Origin of the sequence: Herbaspirillum aquaticum, from assembly GCF_002213425.1 — a bacterium.
Taxonomy (GTDB): domain Bacteria; phylum Pseudomonadota; class Gammaproteobacteria; order Burkholderiales; family Burkholderiaceae_D; genus Herbaspirillum; species Herbaspirillum aquaticum.
Genome location: NZ_NJGV01000046.1, coordinates 1 through 3122 on the forward strand (window position 1 = coordinate 1; position 3122 = coordinate 3122).

General features: G+C 49.7%; 2 protein-coding genes. One reads left to right on the forward strand and one right to left on the reverse strand.

Going from position 1 to position 3122, the window contains the following annotated elements; all coding sequences use genetic code 11:
* Positions 1 to 387: 387 nt before the first annotated feature.
* Positions 388 to 972, reverse strand: a complete 585-nt coding sequence (locus CEJ45_RS24730; protein ID WP_141107065.1) for a sigma-70 RNA polymerase sigma factor region 4 domain-containing protein — start codon at positions 970 to 972, stop codon at positions 388 to 390.
* 196 nt (positions 973 to 1168) lie between these two features.
* Here CEJ45_RS24730 and CEJ45_RS24305 point away from each other — a divergent pair, with 196 nt between their 5' ends.
* Positions 1169 to 2974, forward strand: a complete 1806-nt coding sequence (locus CEJ45_RS24305; protein WP_088757547.1) for a type IV secretion system DNA-binding domain-containing protein — start codon at positions 1169 to 1171, stop codon at positions 2972 to 2974.
* Positions 2975 to 3122 lie beyond the last annotated feature (148 nt).

A 3122-nucleotide genomic window follows, 5' to 3' on the forward strand; every position in this document is an offset into this window, starting at 1 on the left:
AGCTATTTCGCTTCTTCTTTGCTTCACTCATTCTCGTCATCCCTTCCAGGACGACAGCTTAAATCAGTGTCTCAAATTCGGGGTCCACTTTATACTGTGTACGGGCAGGTGAAACGAAACACGTTCTTTATCCGACATCGAATGATCAATAGAACACCGATGGTTGACGTAGAAGATTTCGTTTGCTGGTACGCAGATACATCTGTGATTCCTCAGACGATTCTCGAACAGCCGTCGCCGTCAGAGGACGCGTTCAAGAAGGCGATGTTGGATATATTGAATGAGCGTGATAGAAATCCTGTGGACTGGATTCGCAACATTAAGAGACGCGAGTGAGGCAGAGAAACAGCCGCATGAAGCGGCTGTTTCTGTAAGGAGAATAGATGGTCATAAGCCAGGTCGCTTCCGTCGATGTGCCTGGACTTTCCTATCAACACGTGCTGAGGCGGCCCGGTATTCATTTCGTAAACATCCCATCTTCGAGGTGATTTCAAGCGGCGTCAGCCCTGTGCCCCAACTGTTGATGATCATCTGAGCCTGAGGGTCATCAAAGAACTCTGCTAGAAATTGATTCTTAATATCAATGAGTTGTCGAAGTCGTTCTTGCTGCAAGATGATCTCTTCTGTTGAGGGAGTTTTGGGCGACAGGATCGATAGGGCATCGTATCCCAGAGACCCAAAATGGTTCTCTGTTTTGATGTGTCGATTAAGAAGCGAGTTTCTTTCTGCGGACACAATGCTTTTCATACATTGAATTAAAAACGTTGTGAATGGAACTTCAATGGGCCATCTGCGATTGCCATTAAGAACACGATCCAGCGCTTCATGGACGAGATCCATTTCTTCCGAATAGATTGTTCCCGTGATGTATAGACGAGCACGATCACACAGCATTTGATAGTCTGATATAGACATCAAATCCAAAGCAGATTGGACTTGTTCTTGGGTGGCATAAGTATAAGTTTGTGACATAAATTCCTTTGTAGTTGACGGGCGGAAATGGGCTGTGGAGTGTGTGTATCCTCACGAAAAATCTCAAGATATTTGAGAAGAATTTTCAGAAGAAGACATAACGTGGTGTTTTGTTTTTGTTATTTTCCAAGCCGCTTCTGCTTCATGAAAAACCATCACTAGGTCGGCCCTGGATGCCTCTCAGTGAGGAGGCTTCATGCAAAGACAAAGAAAATCCAGGTGGGGTAGGAAGTGGCGCCAGATTCCATCACTTCATTCCAGAGATCCGTTGGGCTGGCTTGTTGCAAGCGTCATCTCCGGTTTGTTTTTTTTCTTTTTAAGTTTGGGGGTTCTTTGGCGCCCATTTTGGAGTTTTCAGGGGCCGCCAGGAGCACTAAGCGTTCATGTGTGGCACTGGCTTGCCTCTCTGATTCATGCCGCCTTTCCCTCCCTATTTTCAAAGGAGGCTGCTCACTATAAGGCTCTGTTGGTCTATTGGGCTGGAACAGGGGAGTGGGCTGCAATGCACGGTCGGATTTTCATTGCTGGCTGTTGCGGCATTCTTCCTGCAATCGTTTGGGCACACATTTATCTGGTGCCTAGGGATGGCTTGATCTACCTCCGAGGTGCAAAGCGTCACGAAGGCGAAGATGCCGTTCGCCAGTTGAATCGATATCTACTGCGTGAGTGCCGGGAGTGTCCAGACCATTCTATTAGTCCTTTCGTGACCTACCCTGCGACTAGATGGACCAGGCATGTTCTGATGGTGGGTGGTGTCGGTGCTGGGAAGTCGTCGGTCGCTAAGCCCCTGATCAAAAAGATCATCAAGAGCAATGAGCGGCTGATCTTGTTTGATCCGAAAGGCGATTTTACGAAAGCGTTTGAGAAGCCAGTAATCGTCGGGCCGTGGGATGCCCGTGGCTTTGGCTGGAACATTGGAAAAGACATCCGAACGATTGGTGATATGCGCCGATTCGCTGCTGCGATGATTAAAGAGGGGAAAGATCCGATGTGGTCGAATGCGGCTCGACAGATCCAAGTCGGGCTGACCAAGTATTTAAATGCAAATCACGGATTAGATTGGTCTTGGAGAGAGTTGGCGGTAGGTCTTTCCACACCTGCCGTTGAATTGCTAGGCATCATGAGGCAGCACCATCCCGAAGCAGTCAGGGCCGTCGAGAAATTTTCGGTGACTACGCAAGGAATCCTCATCAATCTTGCATCGTACTGCTCTGCAATCTACGATCTTGCAGATGCTTGGGAAGGACTGCCCAAAGAGCGAATGATCAGTTTCTCTGAGTGGACAAAAGAGGATCCTAAGAAAAACCGGCAAATCATCTTACAAGGCCACGGAGGCTATCCCGAAGTCACCCAGGCATACGTGCAGGGCATCCTGAGTGTCATTTCAAGCATCATCAGTAGCGTGGAGATTGACGATGATCCGAATCGCAAGATCTGGATTTGTGCCGATGAGGCCGCCGAGATGGGCAACGTTCCGATCCGACAGTTGTTTTCGATGGGACGGTCGCGTGGGGTCCGTTGCTTCCTGATTTGCCAAGATCTGGTTCAACTGGAAGACATCTACGGAAAGAACTTCGTGAGAGCGTTGCTCTCGATGTCCGGCACGCTATTAGTGGGAAAGGTCGGCCCCGGCAACACTGCCGATACGCTGGCCAAGGCGATGGGATCGCATGAAGTGGAGCGGAAAAACATCTCGGTAACACGGCCTACGGGAGGTGGACCGGAAAGTGCCACGGTCTCTTACAGCCGAGAGACCATCCCGCTCTATCATCCCTCTGAACTCGGATCTAGGCTTGGGGCCGACGTGAAGGAAGGCGGGGTGGTGATGGCCCTAGTCACCGGAGGAGACGCGTATGAACTATTCTTCCCATTTCAAAATTTCCCCGACCAAAGACCCGCAATCGTCCCTTCGAAATGGGTGTGCCCACCGCAGGGACGCCAAAGCCCCGTGACCTCTCAGGCGGAGATTGATCAGGAGGAGGCCGAGGAGCATCCATTTTGAGCCGGCTGCTGGTCTAGGTAACTTCGTTTGAAGATAGAATCGAATCTGGCCTATGTAAAGTGGACCCCGAATTTGAGACACTGATTTAAGCTGTCGTCCTGGAAGGGATGACGAGAATGAGTGAAGCAAAGAAGAAGCGAAATAGCTA